Annotated in this window: 1 tRNA gene; it reads right to left on the bottom strand. The window is 44.6% G+C overall.

The features are described 5' to 3' along the window. Positions 1–109 precede the first annotated feature (109 nt). Positions 110–186: transfer RNA gene (locus LNL84_RS19665), tRNA-Ile, on the bottom strand. Between the last annotated feature and the right edge of the window lie 193 nt (positions 187–379).

Raw genomic sequence — 379 nt, 5'->3', positions numbered from 1 at the left:
AGATCCAATAACATCAACTTTATGAGTTAATCTTTTTGAGAGCAAGGAGACTAGTAAGGCCGCATACATCAGTATGCAACGCGCTAGTAGACGTCGCTATCAGAAAGATTGGTGGGTCTGAGTGGACTTGAACCACCGACCTCCCGCTTATCAGGCGAGCGCTCTAACCAGCTGAGCTACAGACCCATTTCTGCTGTGCATTTCTCCTTACTTCTGCGTCAGGACGGCGACTCTTCAGTCAGTCACATACTAATGTATGCTCCTTTCCTTATCGCTGGCCTTCCTTGAACTAAGAAAAACTGCTTTGCATAAATAACCTCAATAAGCTTGAGTTATCTTTCTCTTTTCTAAACCGTATCAATCTGTGTGGGTACTCATC

Origin of the sequence: Vibrio gelatinilyticus (assembly GCF_022836845.1) — a bacterium.
Lineage (GTDB): Bacteria > Pseudomonadota > Gammaproteobacteria > Enterobacterales > Vibrionaceae > Vibrio > Vibrio gelatinilyticus.
The sequence above is the reverse complement of the archived record's forward strand: the minus strand, read 5'-3'. Positions and strand labels throughout refer to the sequence as shown.